Origin of the sequence: Nitrospirillum goiasense, assembly GCF_034427435.1 — a bacterium.
In the GTDB taxonomy this organism is placed as follows: Bacteria; Pseudomonadota; Alphaproteobacteria; order Azospirillales; family Azospirillaceae; genus Nitrospirillum.
Map to the genome: position 1 here is coordinate 382,127 of NZ_JAXQNP010000004.1, position 21,952 is coordinate 404,078.

Genomic DNA, 21,952 nt, shown 5'->3' on the forward strand with positions numbered 1-21,952 from the left:
CGCGAAGGGGGGACGATGCGCGAAGGGGAGGCGATGCGCGAAGGGGGCCGTCAGCCGCAATGGCCGCCGCAGCATGAGCCGCGGTGCCGGGCCAGCAGTCTGTCGAACGGCAGGCTGGACCTGTGGTCGGGCAGGCGGCAGTCCCGCGCCAAGGCCAGCACATCCTCCGCGCCCCAGGTGGATGGACAGTCGGTGATGGTCATCACCGTGGCGCCGGGTGGTGGGGCAACGGTGCCAGCGGTGGGGGATGCCAGGGAAATCGTGCCATCGGTGGCGATGATCAGCGTGTAGTCGGTCATGGGATGTCCAGGCTTGCAAGGCTCTTATGGAAGGGGCTTGGGGGCGCGGTGGGCCGTGATGGCGCTCAGTCGCGGGGCAGGGGCCGGGCCGGTGGCGTGTCGGGATCAGCCAAGCCGGATTTGAAGTTCCGGATACCGACGCCCAGGTCGCCCAGCAGCCGGGGCAGGCGGCTGCCAAAGAGCAACAGGGCGATCGCGACCACGATCAGCCAATGCCAGATACTGAAGGAACCCATGGGCGCTTCTCCTGCCGTGAGGGGATGACCTTCAAGGGAGCAGAGAACGAGCGCGCAAAGATTGCGTTGGCGCAAACTGGCGGCCGATTTGATGTATCGCAAATGCTATATTATGCGCGACCAGCGATCGGACGATTGGGCGACCGAACCAACTATCATCGATCGATTCCGAGCCGGATTAGGTGACCTACGGACGGGGAATCGGTAAATCGCGCGTATTCATCCATTATATATGGTTCTGAAGAATATTCCGGTTTCACCAGGATTATCCAATCGGCGCCCATGATTTTCCATATCGAATCGTTCTAGCCATGGAGACTGACCTAACCATGTGGATAGGTCGTCCTCACCCGCTTGCGTCACCCGCCTGCGCCATATAGTGGTAAGAATATAACAGTGGTTCCACATCATATGCCCTTAAACCTTTGGTTAAGAACCTCCTGACTATGCTTTTGACTGACCGTCATCATTATAGCTTGGTGTCAACTTGCGGACGTTAAAGGCCTTCATCGCCGCTTTGGCCGTGGTCCCGCCGGTGATGGCCAAGCGGGCGGAAGCCCAGGATACGGGCCAGATTCTGCGCGATGTGGAGCGGACCATCCCCCGTCAGGCCCCCCAGGCCCCGACCTTGCCTGACTTGGCGCCGCCGGCGCCGGAAGGCGAGTTCATGAAGGCGGGGGAGACGGTGCACGTCACTGGCTTCCGCTTCATCGCGACCCTGATACCGGAGTCGGAACTCCGGGCGCAGCTCACATCCTACGTGGGGCGCGACTGCACCCTGGGCGATTTGCGCGAGGCGGCGGCCCGCATCAGCCGCTATTACGCCCAGCATGACCTGTTGGCCCGGGCCGTCCTGCCGCGCCAGGATTTGGAAGGTGGCGTGGTCACCATCCAGGTCCTGGAAGCCCGCATGGGGCGGGTGATGATCGACCCCTCCAGCAACGTTCGCCTGGACGCCAACCAGGCCCAGGACTTCATCTACGCCCAGAACGCGCCGGGCGATCCGCTGCGCCCCAGTGCCGTGGCCACCGGCGTTTCCAACCTGGGATTGATTCCGGGCATGCAGGCGGTCGGCGTGCTCGACGCCGGTGCGGAAGAGGGGACCACCGACGTCCACCTCAAGATGCGTGAACCGGCGCTGGTGACCGGCACGGCCGTGGTCGACAACAACGCCCCCCGGGAAATCGGCGGCGCGCGCGGTCTGATCGTCGCCACCCTGACGGATGCCGTGGGGATCGGTGACCAGGTCGCCTTCACCGGCCAGGCCACCCAGTCGTCCAAATACGGCCAGGTGATGGTGGGCGCCCCCGTCTGGCATGAGGGCCTGTGGCTGGAGGCCAGCGGCGGCGTCCTGCAATACGATGTGCCCGCCGACATCAATGCCAGCACGCCCTCGGGCGACGCGCAGACGGCGGCCCTGACGCTGCGCTGGCTGGCGCTGCGCAGTTCCGCGGCACCCGTGAACCTGGCCTTTGGCCTGGAGCATAAATGGACCAGCGACAAGCTGGTGGACGTGGTGACCGCGTCCAACCGGGTGGGCTCCTTGATCCTGGCGGCGCATCGCCTGATGCGGGACGACTGGCAGGGGGGCGGCGCCTTCACCCTGGATGCCCAGGTCAAGGCGGGCAACGTGGACCTGTCGCATAACGCGGCCAACGAGGCCATCGACCAGGCCACCGCCCGCACGGCGGGGCACTACGTCAAGGCCACCGCCTCGATCAGCCGCGCCCAGGTGTTGTGGCACGGTGCCGACGCGCTGGTGACCCTGGCGGGGCAGATCGCGTCGAAGAACCTGAACAGTTCGGAACAGTTTTCCCTCGGCGGGCCCAGCGGCGTGCGGGCCTACCCCCTGAACCAGGGCGGCGGCGACCAGGGTGCCATGCTGAACATCGAGATCGGGCAGATGGTGTCCGACAGCGTCCGCGTTTCCGCCTTTTGGGATGGCGGCTGGGTGGAACAGCACAAGACCACCTGGGGCGGCTGGGAGGGGGTGGGCTCCCCCCACAACCATTATGTGCTCCAGGGGGTCGGTGCCAGCGTGCAGTGGATGCCGGCCAGCAACGTGCAGATAAAGGCCACCGTCGCCCGGCGCATCGGCTCCGATGCGGGCCGGAACGCTGACGGTTTGGATTTGGACGGCCGGCGGCGTGAATTGCGGGCTTGGATGCAGATGGTCCTGTCGGTCTAGGGGGTATCATGGCCAGCCGCGCACCTTTCCCCCATCGCTCCTTCCTCCGGGCCCGCCTGTTGGGCTGCACCGCCGTCTTGTCGGTGATGCAGGCGCTCACCTTGCCGGCCGTGGCCGCCACGCCTGCCCAGGGGGCGGTGACGCAGGGCGCCCTGCCCACGGGGGGACAGGTCCAGTCGGGCGCCGCCAGCATTGGCACCAGCGGCCCGGTCATGACGGTCACGCAGACGACCGACAAGGCCATCATCAGCTGGCAGCAGTTCAACGTCGGCGCCGGGGCCACCGTCAATTTCCAGCAGCCCAACAGTTCGGCCATGACGCTGAACCGGGTGCGCGGCGGCGACCCCTCTTTGATCGAGGGCGCCATCAAGGCGCCCGGCACGGTCATCCTGGTCAATCCCGGCGGCGTGGTGTTCGGCGGTGGCGCCACGGTGGACGTGGGCGGCCTGGTCGCGTCCACCCTGGACATCGCGGACGAGGACTTCCAGAAGGGCCGTCTGGTTTTCAACCGTGGATCGGCCATCGGTGCGGTGGTCAACGGTGGCACCATCACCGCCCGCCATGGCTCGGTGGTCCTGCTGGCGTCCCAAATCCGCAATATGGGCCTGATCCAGGCGCAGTTGGGGTCGGTGGTGCTGGCGGCGGGTGAGACCGTCACCCTGACGCCGGACGGTGGCGCCCCCATGAAGGTGGACCCCGCCACCGTCGAGGCGCAGATCGAGGCGGGCGGCATCATCCGCGCGCCCGGCGGCGCCGTCTATTTGACCGCCCAGGCCCTGAACGTCCTGGCCGGCGGGGTCATCAAGGCCACCGGGGTCATCGAGGCGGACTCCCTGAGCCGCGAGGGCGGCAAGGTGGTGCTGGACGCCAGCGGCCCCATCACCCTGCAAGGCGCCACGCTGAGCGCCAAGGGTGCCACCGGCGGCGGCACGGTCGCGGTGGGCACAGCGGACACGGCGTCCGTCACCATGGACGCCGCCAGCCGCATCGACGCCTCGGCGACGGAGGGCGGCAAGGGCGGATCGGTCACCGTCAACAGCCAGGACACGGCGGCGCACGGCGTGCTGCTGGCCCGGGGCGGCAGTTTGTGGGGCGACGGCGGCGCCATCGAAACTTCCGGCCACAAGCTGGCCTTCGACGGGGTGACGGTGGATGTCGGGGCGCCCAAGGGCAAGGGCGGCACCTGGCTGCTGGACCCCGTCGATCTGACGGTGAATTCAACCTACGCCACCGCGATCCAGACGGCGCTGGCCAGCGGCAGCGTCACGCTGCAGACCACGAACACCAGCGTCGGCTATACCGGCGTCACCGCCGGCGGCGCCACCAACGCGGCTGGCCTGGGCGACATCGTCGTCAATGCCGGCATTACCTGGTCCTCCGCCAACAGCCTGACCCTGGACGCCTATCACGGCGTGTCCATCAACGCCGCGCTGTCCGGCACCAGCCTGGTGGTCAAAACCAACGATGGCGGCAGCGGCGGCCTGTTCCGGGTGACCGCCCCGGTGTCGCTGACGACCGCTCTGACGATCAACAGCACAGCTTACACCCTGGTGACCTCGGCGGCGGCCCTGGCCGCCATCACCGGCAGCGGCAATTACGCGCTGAGCAGCGACCTGGCGCTGACCGGCACCTGGACGCCCATCGGCTACAGCGCGGCCGGTAACAATGCCTCGCCCACCGCCTTCACCGGCACGCTGGAGGGCCTGGGCCACACCATCACCGGGCTGACCGTCAACGCCGCCGGCGGCGCTGCGGGCAACCTGGGCCTGCTTAGCGCCATCGGCGGTGGCGGCCTGGTGCAGAACCTGACCCTGTCCGGCGGCAAGCTGTTCGGCGGCACGGGCACCGACTTGGGCCTGCTGGCCGGCCAGAACCAGGGCACGGTGCGCAATGTCGCCGCCACCGGCACCGTGACCGCCGGTGACGGCGGCAGCGCGGTGGGCGGCCTCATCGGCACCAACAGCGGCACCATCACCGCCTCCTCATCCGCCGTGGCCGTCTCCGTCGGCAGCGGCGTGTCCAGGGTGGGCGGGCTGGTCGGGCGCCAGACGGCGGGCCTCATCGACGCCAGCTACGTCACCGGCGCGGTCACGGCCGGGTCCGCGGCGACGGCGGTCGGCGGTTTGGCGGGCTGGGTGGGCGGCGGCATCGTGACCGCCAGCTATGCCGACAGCAGCCTGACCGTCGGCAATGGCGGCAGCCAGGTCGGTGGCCTGGTGGGCTATGGCGACGCCCTGATCACCCAAAGCTATGCCAACGAAACCATCTCCGCCGGCAACGGCGTGCAGTATGTCGGCGGCCTGGTGGGCTATGGCGACACGGCCAACACGGTCAGCGCCGTGTACGCCACCGCCCCCATCTCGGTCGGCACGGCGTCGGACAGCATCGGCGGCTTGGCCGGCTACAATGCCGGCACGATCAGCGCCGCCTATGCCACCGGGTCCATCACCGCGGGTGCCGCCACCACCAACATCGGCGGCTTCGTCGGTTCCAACACCGGCACGGTGCTGGCGTCCTTCTGGGACACGGCCACCAGCGGCCTGTCCGTGGCCTTCGGCAGTGATACCGGCACGGCGACCGCCACGGCCATCGGCGCCAACACGCTGACCATCGGCACCTACGCCGGCTTCGACTTCTCCAACGACTGGTATGCGATCGACGGCCGCACCCGGCCTTTCCTGCGCAGCGAACACACCACCACCATCGTCAATGGCCACCAGCTGCAGATGATCAGCCTGGACCCGACGGCCAACTACGTCCTGGGCGCCAACATCGACATGAGTGGCGCGGCGACGCAGGGTGGCCTGTGGTCCACCACCGGCTTCACGCCCATCGGCTTGACGACAGTCAGCTTCAACGCGTCCCCCACGGTGTTCACCGGCTCCCTGGATGGCCGGGGCTACACCATCAGCAACCTGAACCTGCGGCCCAGCGGCTACAACTTCGTCGGCTTGATCTCCAGCATCGGGCCCGCCGGCTCGGTTTCCAACCTGGGGCTGGTGGGCGCCGTCATGAGCACCGGCGTCACCACCACGACGATCAGCGGCTGGGGCATCCTGGCCGGGAGAAGCTCCGGCACCATTTCCAACAGCTACGCCACCGGGTCCATCGCGGCCACCAAGGTGTCGAACGTGGGCGGGCTGATCGGCTATATGGCGGGCGGCAGCGTCCTGAACAGCTACACCGGCGTCAGCATCCTGAACGGCACGGCGGTGACGGCGGTCGGCGGCCTGGCGGGCATCGCCAACACGGCCGCCTATATCAGCGCCAGTTACACCACCGGCGGCATCAGTCTCAACGCCACCAACCAGCGCATTGGCGGGTTGGTCGGCGATTCCACGGCGTTGACCGTACTGAATTCCTACGCCACCGGCGGCATCAGCACCGGCAACAGCGGCGTGCAGTATGTCGGCGGCCTGGTCGGCCTTCTCACCGCCGGCACCGTCCTCAACAGCTACGCCCAGGGCAACCTGCTGCTGGGCAGTGCCACGCAAAGGATCGGCGGGCTGGTCGGCTCCAACTCCGGCACCATCAGCGGCAGTTACGCCACCGGCACGATCAGCGCCACCGGCACTGGCAACCAGTATATCGGCGGCCTGGTCGGGCTGCTCGCCCAGCCCACCGCCGGTGCCGCCTCCGCCCTGGTCGCCGCCAGCTACGCCACCGGCAACGTGTCCGTGGGCACGGCGACGGCCAGCATTACTTCCGCGTTGTATGTCGGCGGCCTGGTCGGCCTGATGCAAAACGGCGTCGTCACCGCCAGCTATGCCACCGGCAACGTTTCCGTGGGCCGGCTGGCCTCCTACGTCGGGGGGCTGGTCGGGTCGGCGGACGCGTTTAACGTTACCGCGTCATCGGTGCTGGGCAGCTACGCCAGCGGAACGGTCCTGACGGGATCGTCGGCCACCGACATCGGCGGGCTGGTGGGCCGCAACAACGGTGGCCTGATCAGTGGCGCCTATGCCACCGGCGGCGTGCGCGCGACCGTCGCGGCCAGCGGCATCGGCGGTCTGGTCGGTGAGAATGTGATCAGCGGCTCGGTCATCTCCACCGTCACCCAAGCCTGGGCCAGCGGCACGGTGTCCGCCCCCGCTGGCATCAGCGTGGGCGGTCTGGTCGGCAAGATGACCAGCGGCACGGTGATCGCCAGCTATTGGGACACCGCCGGCACCAACCAGGCCAATGGCTATGGGACCAGCGCCGCCGGTACCTTCTCCGCCACCGGTTTCAGCGGCGCCGCCGCCTATTCCACTGCCACCTACAGCGCCTTCGACTTCGCCTCGACCTGGTACATGGTCGACGGCTACACCCGTCCCTTCCTGCGGGCGGAAAGCCGGGCCACCATCATCAACGCCCACCAACTGGAACTGATCGGGGCCAACCCGACGGCCAGTTACACCCTGGGCGCCAACATCACGATGACGGAGCTGGCGGTCACGGCCGGCCTGTGGAACACCGCCACCGGCTTCGCCCCCATCGGCATCACCTCCGCCAGCAACAACGCCAACCCCACCGCCTTCACCGGCACCCTGAACGGCCAGGGGTACAGCATCAACGGCCTGACCATCGTCAACGCCAGCAGCGGCAGCATCGGGCTGTTCAGCAGCATCGGGACCGGCGGCACGGTGGCCAATCTGACCTTGACCAGCGCCCGGGTCAGCGTCGGCGCCGTCAGCGGCGTCGGCCTGGTGGCCGGCAGCAACAGCGGCACCATCAGCGGCGTGCAGGCCGGCGGCACCGTGCTCGCCGCCTCCGGCGCGCAGCGGCTGGGCGGCATCGCCGGCGTGAACGCCGGGCTCATCACCGCCAGTTATTCCTCGGGCAGCATCTCCGCCGTGGCCGCGCAAAGCGTGGGCGGCATCGCCGGCTACAATACGGCCACCATCGCCAACAGCCATGCCCTGAACGTGGTGACCCTCGGCGATGGGGCCCAGTCGGTCGGCGGCGCCGTCGGCTACGACGCCGGCACCATCAGCGCCAGCGACGCCGTGGGCCTCATCCAGGTGGGCAGCGGCGCCCAATCCATCGGCGGCCTGGTAGGCTATGAGGCGGGATTGGTCACCGCCAGCTATGGCGGGGGGGCCGTCACCGTCGGCAGTGCCGCGCAGTATGTCGGCGGCCTGGCGGGCAGCGTCGCCGCGACCGGTGTGGTCAGCGCCAGCTATGGCGCCGCGACGGTCGTGGCCGGGGCGGGCGCGCTGGATGTCGGCGGCCTCGTCGGCGCCAATGCCGGCTTGGTTACCGCCGCCTATGCCATTGGCGGTGTCCTGGTGGGCAGCTCCGGCACGGCCGTTGGCGGCCTGGCGGGTGCCAACACCGGCACCGTCACCGGGGTCTATGCCACGGGCGGCGTCACCGTCAGTTCGGGCACAACCGCGGTTGGTGGCCTGGTCGGCCAGAACGATGGCACGCTGGCCGGCTACTGGGATACGGCCACCACCGGCCTGACCGCGGGCTATGGTTCCAACAGCGGCAGCGCCGCTGTCACCGGCATCAGCGGTTCCTCCGCCTATCTCAGCGCCACCTATGCGGCCTTCGATTTCGCCAGCGTCTGGTACATGGTCGACGGCTACACCCGCCCCTTCCTGCGGGCGGAGTACAGCACCACCATCGTCAACGCCCACCAGCTGCAGCTGGTGAACCTGAACCTGACGGCGTCCTACACCCTGGGTCGGGACATCGATGTCAGCGAGGCGGCCAGCGCCTCCGGCCTGTGGGCGACGGCCACCGGCTTCCTGCCCATCGGTTTCAGCACCAGCGGCAACAACGCCAGCCCCGACACCTTCACGGGCATGCTGAATGGCCAGGGACATGCCGTCAACAACCTGGTCATGACCAACGCCTCGGCCAGCAACATGGCCCTGTTCAGCGCCATCGGCTCCACCGGCGTGGTGCGCAGCGTGGGCGTCTACAACGGCACGGTGGTCGGCGGCGGCGGCACCGTGGCGCTTCTGGCCGGCAGCAACGCCGGCACCATCCTCAGCGCCTATGCCACCGGCAGCGTGACGGCCGGCAGCGGCGCCCAGTATGTGGGCGGCCTGGTCGGCGGCAACACCGGCACCATCAGCGTGGCCTATGCCACGGCGGACGTCACCGCCGGTGCCAATGCCGGCAGCGTCGGTGGGCTCGCCGGCTACAACAGCGGCGTCATCTCCACCGTTTACGCCAGCGGCCTGGTGACGGCGGGTGCTGGGGCCGGAACCGTCGGCGCGCTGCTGGGCGGCAACGACGGCCGGGTGGCCGGCGCCTATTGGGATAGCGGCAGCAGCGGCCAGACCGTCGGATATGGTGGCGGCACGGGCACCTTCTCCGCCGCCACGGTCAGTGGCGCGTCCAGCTATGCCTCGGCCAGCTATTCCAACCTCGACCTGACCGGCACCTGGTACATGGTCAGCGGCTACACGCGGCCGATGCTGCGCATGGAATACAGCACGGTCGTCAGCAACGCCCATGAGCTGCAGTTGATCAGCCTGGCCATGTCGACCAGCTATGTCCTGGGCGCCAACGTCACCATGAGCGAGCTGACGCAGGCCGGTGGCTTGTGGGCGACGACCGGTTTCGTGCCCCTTGGCTTCAACACCGCCGGCGTCAACAACAGCCCCACCTTGTTCACGGGCGTGCTGGACGGGCTGGGGCGCAGCATCAGCGGCTTGACCATCAACAACACGGTGGCCAACAACCTCGGCCTGATCAGCAACAACAGCGGGACCATGCGCGGTCTCAGCCTGTTGAACGCCCATGTCACCGTCGCGGCCAACAGTGACATCGGCATCGTGGCCGGCCAAAGCGTTGGGACCATCACCAGCGTCTATGCCAACGGCACCATCATCGTCACGGCGGGTGGCACCTATGTCGGCGGCTTCGTCGGCTACCACGGGGGCACGATGGCGGGCAGCGGCGCCGCCATCACCATCCAGGCTGCCGATGCGGCCCAGCAGGTCGGCGGCCTGGTCGGCATCAACGTCGGCCTGATATCCGCCACCTTCGCCAACGGCGCGATCACGGTGGGCACCGCGGCGGTGAATATCGGCGGGCTGGTCGGCCAGAACAGCGGGACCATCACCAACAGCTATTCCATGGCCGCGGTGTTGGTCAGCAGCGGCTCCGACATCGGCGGTCTGGTGGGAACCAACCAGGGCATCGTCGCCGGCAGTTATTCCACCGGCAGCGTGACGGCCGACAGCGCCTCGGTGTCCGTGGGCGCGTTCATCGGCTCCAATCAGGCCACGGTCAGCACCAGCTATTGGGACACGACCACATCGGGCATGACCGTGGGTATCGGTGACGGCGCCGTCACCGGTGCCACTGGCCTGGCCACCACCGCCTGGCGGGCCGACGGCCCCCTGGCGCAGTCCGTGTTCAGCACGACGGATTGGCTGGACGGCGCCCCCTATCCCGTCCTGCGGGCTCTGCCCTACCTCATCGTCACGGGCTCGGGCAGCAGTGTCTATGGCGGCACCACGGGAACCGGCTCCGTGGTCAGTGTCTATGACCAGCAGGGCAGAAGCATAGTCAGTGGCTTGTCCAGTTCTGGCATGTCCTGGACGTCGCTCGTCACCGGCACGACGGTGGGCTCCTACGGTCTCATCACCACCGGTGGCGCTACTTACACTGGTTCCGGCGTTTATCAGCTTGCCTACACGGGCAACTATTCCATCACCCCCGCACCGCTGACGATCACGGCCAGCGGGGCGACCAAGACCTATGGGACCAGCGCCAGCCTGACGGGGTACAGCAGCAGCGGCCTGGTGAATGGCGACAGCATCAGCGGCGTGACCCTGGCCAGCACGGGCAGCGGCACGGCGGCGTCGGTGGGCAGCTACAGCGTCGTCGCCAGCGGGGTGACGGGCACGGGGCTCAGCAACTACTCGGTGACCTATGCCGACGGGACGCTGACGGTGAACCAGGCGGCGCTGACGATCACGGCCAGCGGTGCCACCAAGACTTATGGCACCAGCGCCAGCCTGACCGGCTACAGCAGTTCCGGCCTGGTGAATGGCGATAGCATCAGCGCGGTGACCTTGGCGTCCAGCGGCTCCGGCACGGCGGTGTCGGTGGGCAGCTACACCATCACTGCCAGTGGGGCGACGGGCACGGGACTCAGCAACTACTCGGTCACCTACGCCGATGGCACGCTGACGGTGAACCCGGCCACCCTGACCATCACGGCCAGTGATACCACCAAGACTTACGGGACCGGCGCCAGCCTGACGGGGTACAGCAGCAGTGGCCTGGTGAATGGCGACAGCATCAGTGCCGTGACCCTGTCCAGTTCCGGCAGCGGAACGGCGGTGTCGGTGGGTAGCTACACCATCACCGCCAGCGGTGCGACCGGCACTGGCCTCAGCAACTACTCGGTGAGCTACGCCGACGGCACGCTGACGGTGAACCCGGCCGCCCTGACCATCACGGCCAGCGGCGCCACCAAGACCTACGGGATCAGCGCCAGCCTGACCGGCTACAGCAGCAGCGGCCTGGTGAATGGCGACAGCATCAGCGCGGTGACGCTGGCCAGCTCCGGCTCTGGCACCGCGGCGTCGGTGGGCAGCTACAGCATCGCGGCCAGCGGGGCGACCGGCACAGGGCTCAGCAACTACTCGGTGACCTATGCCGATGGCACGCTGACGGTGAACCCGGCGGCGCTGACCATCACAGCCAGCGGGGCGACCAAGACCTACGGGGCCAGCGCCAGCCTGACCGGCTACAGCAGCAACGGGTTGGTGAATGGCGACAGCATCAGCGCGGTGACACTGGCCAGTACGGGCAGCGGCACGGCGGCGTCGGTGGGCAGCTACACCATCACTGCCAGTGGGGCGACGGGCACGGGACTCAGCAACTACTCGGTCACCTACGCCGATGGCACGCTGACGGTGAACCCGGCCACCCTGACCATCACGGCCAGTGATACCACCAAGACTTACGGGACCGGCGCCAGCCTGACGGGGTACAGCAGCAGTGGCCTGGTGAATGGCGACAGCATCAGCGGCGTGACGCTGTCCAGCTCTGGCAGCGGCACGGCGGTGTCGGTGGGCAGCTACACCATCACCGCCAGCGGGGCGACAGGCTCCGGCCTCAGCAACTACTCGGTGAGCTACGCCGACGGCACGCTGACGGTGAACCCGGCGGCGCTGACCATCACCGCCAGCGGCGCCACCAAGACCTATGGGACGAGTGCCAGCCTGACGGGCTACAGCAGCGCCGGGCTGGTGAATGGCGACAGTATCAGTGCCGTGACGCTGTCCAGTTCCGGCAGCGGGACGGTGGCGTCGGTGGGCAGTTACACCATCACCGCCAGCGGGGCGACGGGCACCGGCCTCAGCAATTATTCGGTGAGCTACGCCGACGGGACGCTGACGGTGAATCCGGCCAGCCTGACGATCACGGCGAGCGGCGCCACCAAGACCTACGGCACCAGCGCCAGCCTGACGGGCTACAGCAGCAGCGGCCTGGTGAATGGCGACAGCGTCAGCGCGGTGACGCTGGCCAGTTCCGGCAGCGGCACAGCGGCGTCGGCGGGCAGTTACACTGTCACGGCCAGTGGGGCGACGGGGACGGGCCTCAGCAATTACTCGGTGAGCTATGCCGATGGCACGCTGACGGTGAACCCGGCCGCCCTGACCATCACGGCCAGCGGTGCGACCAAGACTTATGGTGCCAGCGCCAACCTGACCGGCTTCAGCAGCAGCGGCCTGGTGAATGGCGACAGCATCAGCGCGGTGACACTGTCCAGTTCCGGCAGCGGCACAGCGGCGTCGGCGGGCAGTTACACCATCACGGCCAGCGGTGCTACCGGCACGGGGCTCAGCAACTACTCGGTGAGCTATGCCGGTGGTACGCTGACGGTGAACCCGGCCGCCCTGACCATCACCGCCAGCGGCGCCACCAAAACCTATGGCACCAGCGCCAGCCTGACGGGGTACAGCAGTTCCGGTCTGGTGAATGGCGACAGCGTCAGCGCGGTGACGCTGGCCAGTTCCGGCAGCGGCACAGCGGCGTCGGCGGGCAGTTACACCATCACGGCCAGCGGGGCTACCGGCACTGGCCTCAGCAATTACTCGGTAAGCTATGCCGATGGCACGCTGACGGTGAACCCGGCGGCGCTGACCATCACGGCGAGCGGTGCCACCAAAACCTATGGCACCAGCGCCAGCCTGACGGGCTACAGCAGCAGCGGCCTGGTGAATGGCGACAGCATCAGCGCGGTGACGCTGGCCAGCTCCGGCAGCGGCACGGCGGCGTCGGTGGGCAGCTACAGCATCACGGCCAGCGGTGCGACCGGCACTGGCCTCAGCAACTACTCGGTGAGCTACGCCGATGGCACGCTGACGGTGAATCCGGCCGCCCTGACCATCACGGCCAGCGGGGCGACCAAGACCTACGGGGCCAGCGCCAGCCTGACGGGCTACAGCAGCAGCGGCCTGGTGAATGGCGACAGCATCAGCGCGGTGACGCTGGCCAGCTCCGGCTCTGGCACGGCGGCGTCGGTGGGCAGCTACACCATCACCGCCACCGGTGCGACGGGCACCGGCCTCAGCAATTACTCGGTGAGCTACGCCGACGGCACGCTGACGGTGAACCCGGCCGCCCTGACCATCACGGCCAGCGGCGCCACCAAGACCTATGGGACGAGTGCCAGCCTGACGGGCTACAGCAGCAGCGGCCTGGTGAATGGCGACAGCATCAGCGCGGTGACGCTGGCCAGCTCCGGCAGCGGCACGGCGGCGTCGGTGGGCAGCTACAGCATCGCGGCCAGCGGTGCGACCGGCACGGGCCTCAGCAACTACTCGGTAAGTTATGCCGATGGCACGCTGACGGTGAACCCGGCGGCGCTGACCATCACGGCCAGCGGTGCGACCAAGACCTACGGCACCGGCGCCAGCCTGACGGGGTACAGCAGTTCCGGCCTGCTGAACGGCGACAGCATCAGCGCGGTGACGCTGGCCAGCTCCGGCTCTGGCACGGCGGTGTCGGTGGGCACTTACACCATCACGGCCAGTGGGGCGACCGGCACGGGCCTCAGCAACTACTCGGTGAGCTATGCCGATGGCACGCTGACGGTGAACCCGGCGGCGCTGACCATCACGGCCAGCGGTGCCACCAAGACCTACGGGGCCAGCGCCAGCCTGACCGGCTACAGCAGCAGCGGCCTGGTGAATGGCGACAGCATCAGTGCCGTGACGCTGTCCAGTTCCGGCAGCGGGACGGCGGTATCGGTGGGCAGCTACAGCATCACCGCCAGCGGGGCGACAGGCACGGGCCTCAGCAATTACTCGGTGAGCTACGCCGCCGGCACGCTGACGGTGAACCCGGCGGCGCTGACGATCACGGCCAGCGGGGCGACCAAGACCTACGGGACCGGCGCCAGCCTGACGGGCTATAGCAGCAGTGGGCTGCTGAATGGCGACAGCATCAGCGGCGTGACCTTGGCGTCCAGCGGCTCTGGCACGGCGGCGTCGGTGGGCAGCTACAGCGTCGTGGCCAGCGGGGCGATGGGGACCGGGATCAGCAACTACTCGGTGACCTACGCAGACGGAACACTGACGGTGAACCCGGCGGCGCTGACGATCACGGCCAGCGGTGCCACCAAGACCTACGGCACCAGCGCCAACCTGACCGGCTACAGCAGCAGCGGCCTGGTGAATGGCGACAGCATCAGCGCGGTGACGCTGGCCAGCTCCGGCTCTGGCACCGCGGCGTCGGTGGGCAGCTACAGCATCGCGGCCAGCGGGGCTACCGGCACGGGCCTGAGCAACTACTCGGTGAGCTATGTTGGCGGCACGCTGACGGTGAATCCGGCGGCGCTGACCATCACGGCTACCGGTGCCACCAAGACCTACGGCACCAGCATCAGCCTGACGGGGTATAGCAGCAGCGGCCTGGTCAACGGCGACAGCGTCACGGGCGTGACCCTGGCCAGCACCGGCAGCGGGACGGCGGTGTCGGTGGGCAGTTACACCATCACGGCCAGCGGCGCGACCGGGACGGGCCTCAGCAACTACTCGGTGAGCTACGCTGCCGGCACGCTGACGGTGAATCCGGCGGCGTTGACGATCACGGCCAGCGGTGCGACCAAGACTTATGGCACCAGCGTCAGCCTGACCGGCTACAGCAATTCCGGTCTGGTCAACGGCGACAGCATCAGCGGCGTAACGCTGGCCAGCTCTGGCAGCGGTACGGCGGCGGCGGCGGGCAGCTACAGCATCACCGCCAGCGGGGCGACGGGCAGCGGCCTCAGCAATTATTCGGTGAGCTATGCCGATGGCACGCTGACGGTGAACCCAGCGGCGCTGACCATCACGGCCAGCGGGGCGACCAAGACCTACGGGACGAGTGCCAGCCTGACGGGGTACAGCAGTTCTGGCCTGTTGAACGGCGACAGCATCAGCGGCGTGACCTTGGCGTCCAGCGGCAGCGGTACGGCGGCGTCGGTGGGCAGCTACAGTATCACCGCCAGCGGTGCGATGGGGACCGGGATCAGCAACTACTCGGTGAGCTATGCCGACGGGACGCTGACGGTGAACCCCGCCAGCCTGACCATCACGGCCAGCGGTGCCACCAAGACCTACGGCACCAGCGCCAGCCTGACGGGCTACAGCAGTTCCGGCCTGGTGAATGGCGATAGCATCAGCGCGGTGACCTTGGCCTCCAGCGGCTCCGGCACGGCGGTATCGGTGGGCAGCTACACCATCACCGCCAGTGGGGCGACGGGCACGGGTCTCAGCAACTACTCGGTGAGCTACGCCGCTGGCACGCTGACGGTGAACCCGGCGGCGCTGACCATCACGGCCAGCGGCGCCACCAAGACCTACGGGGCCAGCGTCAGCCTGACCGGCTACAGCAGCAGCGGCCTGGTGAATGGCGACAGCATCAGTGCCGTGACGCTGTCCAGCTCTGGCAGCGGGACAGCGGTATCGGTGGGCAGCTACAGCATCACCGCCAGCGGGGCGACAGGCACGGGCCTCAGCAATTACTCGGTGAGCTACGCCGCCGGCACGCTGACGGTGAACCCGGCGGCGCTGACGATCACGGCCAGCGGGGCGACCAAGACCTACGGGACCGGCGCCAGCCTGACGGGCTATAGCAGCAGTGGGCTGCTGAATGGCGACAGCATCAGCGGCGTGACCTTGGCGTCCAGCGGCTCTGGCACGGCGGCGTCGGTGGGCAGCTACAGCGTCGTGGCCAGCGGGGCGATGGGGACCGGGATCAGCAACTACTCGGTGACCTACGCAGACGGAACACTGACGGTGAACCCGGCGGCGCTGACGATCACGGCCAGCGGTGCCACCAAGACCTACGGCACCAGCGCCAACCTGACCGGCTACAGCAGCAGCGGCCTGGTGAATGGCGACAGCATCAGCGCGGTGACGCTGGCCAGCTCCGGCTCTGGCACCGCGGCGTCGGTGGGCAGCTACAGCATCGCGGCCAGCGGGGCTACCGGCACGGGCCTGAGCAACTACTCGGTGAGCTACGCCGATGGCACGCTGACGGTGAACCGGGCGGCGCTGACCATCACAGCCAGCGGTGCGACCAAGACCTACGGGAGCAGCGCCAGCCTGACCGGCTACAGCAGCAACGGGTTGGTGAATGGTGACAGCATCAGCGGCGTGACCCTGGCCAGTTCCGGCAGCGGCACCGCCGCCTCGGCGGGCAGCTACACGATCAATGCCAGCGGCGCGACTGGGACGGGCCTCAGCAATTATTCGGTGAGCTATGCCGACGGCACGCTGACGGTGAACCCCGCCAGGCTGACCATCACGGCCAGCGGGGCGACCAAGACCTACGGGACCAGCGCCAGCCTGACGGGGTACAGCAGTTCCGGCCTGGTGAACGGCGATAGCATCAGTGCGGTGACCTTGGCGTCCAGCGGCTCTGGCACGGCGGTGTCAGTGGGCAGCTACACCATCACCGCCAGCGGTGCGACAGGCACCGGGATCAGCAACTACTCGGTGACCTACGCCGATGGCACGCTGACGGTGAACCCGGCGGCGCTGACCATCACGGCCAGCGGGGCGAGCAAGACCTACGGCAGCAGCGCCAACCTGACCGGCTACAGCAGCAGCGGCTTGGTCAACGGCGACAGCGTCACGGGCGTGACTCTGGCCAGTAGCGGGGCCGGCACGGCGGCATCGGTGGGCAGCTACCTGGTTGTGGCCAATGGCGCGACGGGCACGGGGCTGAGCAATTACTCGGTGAGCTATGCCGCCGGCACGTTGACGGTGAACCCAGCCAGCCTGACCATCACGGCCAGCGGGGCGAGCAAGACCTACGGCAGCAGCGCCAACCTGACGGGCTACAGCAGCAGCGGCTTGGTCAATGGCGACAGCGTCACGGGCGTGACCTTGGCCAGCAGCGGGGCCGGCACGGCGGCGTCGGTGGGCAGCTACCTGGTTGTGGCCAATGGCGCCACGGGCACGGGCCTGAGCAACTACTCGGTGAGCTATGCCGCCGGCACGCTGACGGTGAACCCGGCGGCGCTGACGATCACGGCCAGCGGGGTGAGCAAGACCTACGGCACCAGCGCCAACCTGACGGGTTACAGCAGCAGCGGCTTGGTCAACGGCGACAGCGTCACGGGCGTGACCCTGGCCAGCAGCGGGGCCGGCACGGCGGCATCGGTGGGCAGCTACCTGGTTGTGGCCAATGGGGCCACGGGCACGGGGCTGAGCAACTACTCGGTGAGCTACGCCGCCGGCACGCTGACGGTGAACCCGGCGGCGCTGACCATCACGGCCAGCGGGGCGAGCAAGACCTACGGCACCAGCGCCAACCTGACGGGCTACAGCAGCAGCGGCTTGGTCAATGGCGACAGCGTCACGGGCGTGACCTTGGCCAGCAGCGGGGCCGGCACGGCGGCGTCGGTGGGCAGCTACCTGGTTGTGGCCAATGGCGCCACGGGCACGGGCCTGAGCAACTACTCGGTGAGCTATGCCGCCGGCACGCTGACGGTGAACCCGGCGGCGCTGACGATCACGGCCAGCGGGGTGAGCAAGACCTACGGCACCAGCGCCAACCTGACGGGCTACAGCAGCAGCGGCTTGGTCAACGGCGACAGCGTCACGGGCGTGACCCTGGCCAGCAGCGGGGCCGGCACGGCGGCGTCGGTGGGTAGCTACCTGGTTTTGGCCAACGGCGCCACGGGCACGGGGCTGAGCAACTACTCGGTGAGCTACGCCGCCGGCGCGCTGACGGTGAACCCCGCCAGCCTGACCATCACGGCCAGCGGGGCGAGCAAGACCTACGGCACCAGCGCCAACCTGACGGGCTACAGCAGCAGCGGCTTGGTCAATGGCGACAGCGTCACGGGCGTGACCTTGGCCAGCAGCGGCAGCGGCACGGCGGCGTCGGTTGGCAGCTACCTGGTTTTGGCCAACGGCGCCACGGGCACGGGGCTGAGCAACTACTCGGTGAGCTACGCCGCCGGCACGTTGACGGTGAACCCGGCGGCGCTGACCATCACGGCCAGCGGGGCGAGCAAGACCTACGGCAGCAGCGCCAACCTGACCGGCTACAGCAGCAGCGGCCTGGTCAACGGCGACAGCGTCACGGGCGTGACCTTGGCCAGCAGCGGTAGCGGCACGGCGGCGTCGGTTGGCAGCTACCTGGTTTTGGCCAACGGCGCCACGGGCACGGGGCTGAGCAACTACTCGGTGAGCTACGCCGCCGGCACGTTGACGGTGAACCCGGCGGCGCTGACCATCACGGCCAGCGGGGCGAGCAAGACCTACGGCAGCAGCGCCAACCTGACCGGCTACAGCAGCAGTGGCCTGGTCAACGGCGACAGCGTCACGGGCGTGACCCTGGCCAGCAGCGGCAGCGGCACGGCGGCGTCGGTGGGCAGCTACCTGGTTTTGGCCAACGGCGCCACGGGCACGGGGCTGAGCAACTACTCGGTGAGCTACGCCGCCGGCACGCTGACGGTGAACCCCGCCAGCCTGACCATCACGGCCAGCGGCGCCACCAAGACCTACGGCACCAGCGCCAGCCTGACGGGCTACAGCAGCAGCGGCCTGGTCAACGGCGACAGCGTCACGGGCGTGACCTTGGCCAGTAGCGGCAGCGGCACGGCGGCGTCGGTGGGCAGCTACCTGGTTGTGGCCAATGGCGCCACGGGCACGGGTCTCAGCAACTACTCGGTGAGCTACGCCGCCGGCACGCTGACGGTGAACCCGGCGGCGCTGACGATCACGGCCAGCGGGGCGAGCAAGACCTACGGCACCAGCGCCAACCTGACCGGCTACAGCAGCAGTGGCCTGGTCAACGGCGACAGCGTTACGGGCGTGACCTTGGCCAGCACCGGCAGCGGCACGGCGGCATCGGTGGGCAGCTACCTCGTTGTGGCCAACGGCGCCACGGGCACGGGGCTGAGCAACTACTCGGTGAGCTACGCCGCGGGCACGCTGACGGTGAACCCGGCGGCGCTGACCATCACGGCCAGCGGGGCGAGCAAGACCTACGGCACCAGCGCCAACCTGACCGGCTACAGCAGCAGCGGCTTGGTCAACGGCGACAGCGTCACCGGCGTGACCTTGGCCAGCAGCGGGGCCGGCACGGCGGCGTCGGTGGGCAGCTACACCATCGCCGCCAGCGGTGCGACGGGGACAGGGCTCAGCAATTACGCGGTGAGCTATGCCGCCGGCACGCTGACGGTGAACCCCGCGGCGCTGACCATCACGGCCAACGACGCGACCAAGACGGCGGGCCTGGAGCTGATTTTGGCGGGCTATGGCATCAGCGGATTGCTGAACAGCGATAGCGTGACGCAGGTGACGTTGAGCAGCCCGGGTGCGGCGGCATCGGCCGCGCCCGGCACCTATACCGTCACCCCCAGCGCCGCCGTCGGCACAGGGCTCGGCAACTATGACATCCGCTACCAGACCGGGGTGCTGAGCGTCACGGCGTCCGCTGTGCTGACCACCAGCACCTTGCAGCGGCAGGTGGTTTCGGCCGTGGTGCCGACCGCCAGCCTTGCGGCGGTGACGTCGGTCGTGGCCACAACCTCCGGCTTGGGAAGCACGGCGTCGCTGACCAGCACGACCACCGTCGGCACCACCACCGTTGGTACCACCGGCGTCGCGACCACCACGGCGGCGACACCGTCCACCACCACCAGCAGCGGCAGCACCGCATCGCAGAGCACGTCGGGAACGTCCTCAAGCACGTCCGGGACGAGCACGACGTCGTCCAGTGACAGCGGCTCCTCATCATCGTCCGGCAGCGCTGTTTCCTCCAACACCTCGTCGCGCGGCGGGGAGGGCGGTGGAAGCAGCGGCGGCGGCCAGGCGGCGGCGCAGACCTATGCGGTTTCTTCCTCTGGAACCGACGGTGGTGTCTATAATCAGTTGCAAATGACATCGGCCCCCATTCAAGGCACGAAGCAGGATGACCGGAAGCAATAACGGCGAGTTTTCCATTCCCGTGGTGGAACGCAGCGGCGACGTGCTGAGGGAGATCGGGCGTCGCGTCCCCGCCTTCGCCCAGGGCCTGCAGTTGCAGTCGACGGGGCGGACGGCGGAGGCCCGCCAGGTGTTCCTGCAACTGACGGAGCGCCCGGAACTCACCGCCCCCAGCCTGCACCAGCTGGGCGTCATGGCCGCCTATGAGGGCGACAACCTGCGGGCCGCCGGGCTGTTTGAGCATGCCCTGAAGATCGAACCGGCGGAGACGCTGTATTACTGCTCCTGGGCACGGTGTTCGAGCGCATGGGCGATCTTCCCCGCGCCGCCAGCGCCATGCTGAACCTGGCCGTGATGCTGCAGAGCCGGGGCCAGCATGCCGATGCCATTCCCCTCTATCGCCGCATCCTGGCGCTTTCGCCGCTGAATTACTCCGCCTGGGTCAACATGGGCACGGGCTTGGCTTGGCTGGGGCAGTCGCGCGAGGCCATCGTGCCGCTGATCGTGGGCGTCATCCTGTTCGGCCGCGTCCTGCCGGAGGCGCGGGATCTGGGCAAGACGCTGATCGACGAGATCGGTGATCGCCTGCCGGAGTTGACGGCCGCCCTGGCCACCCTGCCGGAGGGGATGCCCGACGGCCGGCTGGAGCGTCTGGAGGAAGTCCTGCAGACCCTGGACAAGGCCCTTCGCACCGCCGGCTTCATCGATGCCACGGTCATGGCGCTGGATGTCGCGCTGAAGCTGGCGCCCGGCAACGCGCTGGCCCGCTGGAACCATTCCTTGGCCTGCCTGGCCCGCGGCGACTTCGCCACCGGCTGGGCGGATTATGAGTGGCGCTGGGTGTGGGACCAGTTCCCCGAGCCCCGGCGCATCCTGGCCGCGTCGCAGTGGCGTGGGGAAGATCTGGCGGGCAAGCGCATCTATGTTTGGGGGGAGCAGGGCTTTGGCGACATCCTGCAATTCGCCCCCCTGGCGCGCATCCTGATGGACCGCCACGCCCCGGCGGAGGTGGTGCTAGAGGTGTCCTCCCCCCTGGTCGGCATTCTGGCCATCGCCATGGAGCGGCTTGGCATCCGTGTCGTGTCGCGGCCCGACAACCCGCACCGGTTCGGGGTCGATGAAACGTTCGATTACCACATCCCGCTTCTGAGCCTGCCCCACATGCTGTCGCTGCGCCTGCCGGACCTGCCGCTGATGCCCGGTTGGCTGGTCCTGCCGGAGCAGCAGGTGGCGCGTGGCCGCGACCTGCTGCCGCCACCCAGCGGCAAGCGCCGTATCGGTGTGGTTTGGGCCGGCCGGCCGCAGCATTCGGAGGATGCGCGCCGCTCCTTGCCCCTGGCGCACCTGGGGGCCGTGCTGGACGCCATTCCCGATGCCGAGTGGTTTTCGCTGCAGGTGGGCCCGCGTTCCGGCGACGCCCTGGCGTTCAAGGGCCGCCTGCACGATCTCAGCCCGCAACTGAAGGATTTCATCGACACGGCTGCCATCATCGCCAACCTTGACCATGTGGTCGCCGTCGATACCGGCGTGGGCCACTTGGCCGGTGCGATGGGCAAGCCGGTGTCGCTGCTGCTGGCCCACTCCGTCGATTGGCGGTGGGGCATCGGCGACACCACGTCGCCCTGGTATCCCCACCACCGCATCCATCGTCAGCAGTCCCTGGGGGATTGGCCCGGGGTCATCGCCTCCCTGCGGCAGGAGCATGCGCAGCTCGCGGCCGCGCCCCAGGAGGCCGCCGCCGATGCCGCTCCCCCGGTGGAGCCCAAGCGCCGGGGCGCGTCCAGCCGCCGGGCGGTGGTGAAGGAAAAGGCGGAAAGCTGATCCCCTCCGGCATTT

Annotated in this window: 6 protein-coding genes; 4 read left to right on the top strand and 2 right to left on the bottom strand. The window is 68.5% G+C overall.

Annotated elements, in window-relative coordinates; genetic code table 11:
* Nucleotides 1-50: 50 nt before the first annotated feature.
* Both ULB03_RS23615 and tatA read right to left on the bottom strand, forming a co-directional pair.
* Nucleotides 51-299 (bottom strand): hypothetical protein, encoded by a 249-nt coding sequence (locus ULB03_RS23615; protein ID WP_322485531.1) that lies wholly within the window; start codon nucleotides 297-299, stop codon nucleotides 51-53.
* Between the two features lie 65 nt (nucleotides 300-364).
* Nucleotides 365-535, bottom strand: a complete 171-nt coding sequence (gene tatA, locus ULB03_RS23620) for a twin-arginine translocase TatA/TatE family subunit (RefSeq protein WP_322485532.1) — start codon at nucleotides 533-535, stop codon at nucleotides 365-367.
* 487 nt (nucleotides 536-1,022) lie between these two features.
* On the opposite strand from tatA, the gene ULB03_RS23625 reads away from it, so the two are divergent.
* Genes ULB03_RS23625 through ULB03_RS23640 form a run of 4 tightly spaced genes read left to right on the top strand, consistent with a single transcriptional unit; the run spans nucleotide 1,023 to nucleotide 21,937 of the window.
* A complete protein-coding gene (locus ULB03_RS23625; protein ID WP_322485533.1) occupies nucleotides 1,023-2,723 on the top strand; it encodes a ShlB/FhaC/HecB family hemolysin secretion/activation protein in 1,701 nt (566 codons plus the stop codon).
* 8 nt (nucleotides 2,724-2,731) lie between these two features.
* Nucleotides 2,732-20,119 carry an MBG domain-containing protein gene (locus ULB03_RS23630; protein ID WP_322485534.1) on the top strand — a complete coding sequence of 5,796 codons (17,388 nt, stop codon included), beginning with the start codon at nucleotides 2,732-2,734 and terminating at the stop codon, nucleotides 20,117-20,119.
* Nucleotides 20,103-20,459 (top strand): hypothetical protein, encoded by a 357-nt coding sequence (locus tag ULB03_RS23635; RefSeq protein WP_322485535.1) that lies wholly within the window; start codon nucleotides 20,103-20,105, stop codon nucleotides 20,457-20,459. The genes ULB03_RS23630 and ULB03_RS23635 overlap by 17 nt, the downstream gene beginning before the upstream one ends.
* Nucleotides 20,423-21,937 carry a glycosyltransferase family 9 protein gene (locus tag ULB03_RS23640; RefSeq protein WP_322485536.1) on the top strand — a complete coding sequence of 505 codons (1,515 nt, stop codon included), beginning with the start codon at nucleotides 20,423-20,425 and terminating at the stop codon, nucleotides 21,935-21,937. Before ULB03_RS23635 ends, ULB03_RS23640 begins: the two co-directional genes overlap by 37 nt.
* Nucleotides 21,938-21,952: the final 15 nt, after the last annotated feature.